The 422-nt window shown below is 70.1% G+C and carries 1 protein-coding gene; it reads right to left on the bottom strand.

Annotated elements, in window-relative coordinates; genetic code table 11:
• Positions 1-84 precede the first annotated feature (84 nt).
• Positions 85-422 (bottom strand): PPC domain-containing protein (locus PUR56_RS30670; protein WP_329951370.1); only part of this gene is annotated, 338 nt, incomplete at its 5' end.

The raw sequence follows: 422 nt of genomic DNA, 5'->3' as shown, positions 1-422 counted from the left end.
CGGAGGGCCCCGCCGGTGCGGCGGGGCCCTCCGGGTCCGGTGGAACGTGCTGCTCGGCGACGCCTGTCGCCGGGCGGGCGCGGCCTACTGGTAGGTGACGGTGGCGCTGGCGCCGCTGAAGTTCTGCTGTCCTGCGGCGAGGCTGAAGTAGACCCAGCCGGAGGGCGGGTTGTTGATCGTCAGGGTCTCGTTGTTGCCGGCGTTGGTGGACTTCGCCTGGTACGAGGTGGTGGTGGCCCAGTTGCTGCCGCCGTAGTAGAGGTCGGCGTTGCCGGTGCCGCCGGTGGTGGTGATGGTCAGCTGCTTGACGCCGGCCGGCAGGTTCAGGAAGTGGTAGCTGTAGTTGCCGGCGGTGGCGGTGAGGTTGTCCCGGCGGCAGTTCTTGTCGAACTGGCGCGGGTCGGCGATGGTGCAGACCGGGG

Origin of the sequence: Streptomyces sp. BE303 (assembly GCF_036290945.1) — a bacterium.
GTDB lineage: Bacteria > Actinomycetota > Actinomycetes > Streptomycetales > Streptomycetaceae > Kitasatospora.
Note: the sequence above shows the minus strand (reverse complement) of the source record. Positions and strands in the feature narration are given on the sequence as shown.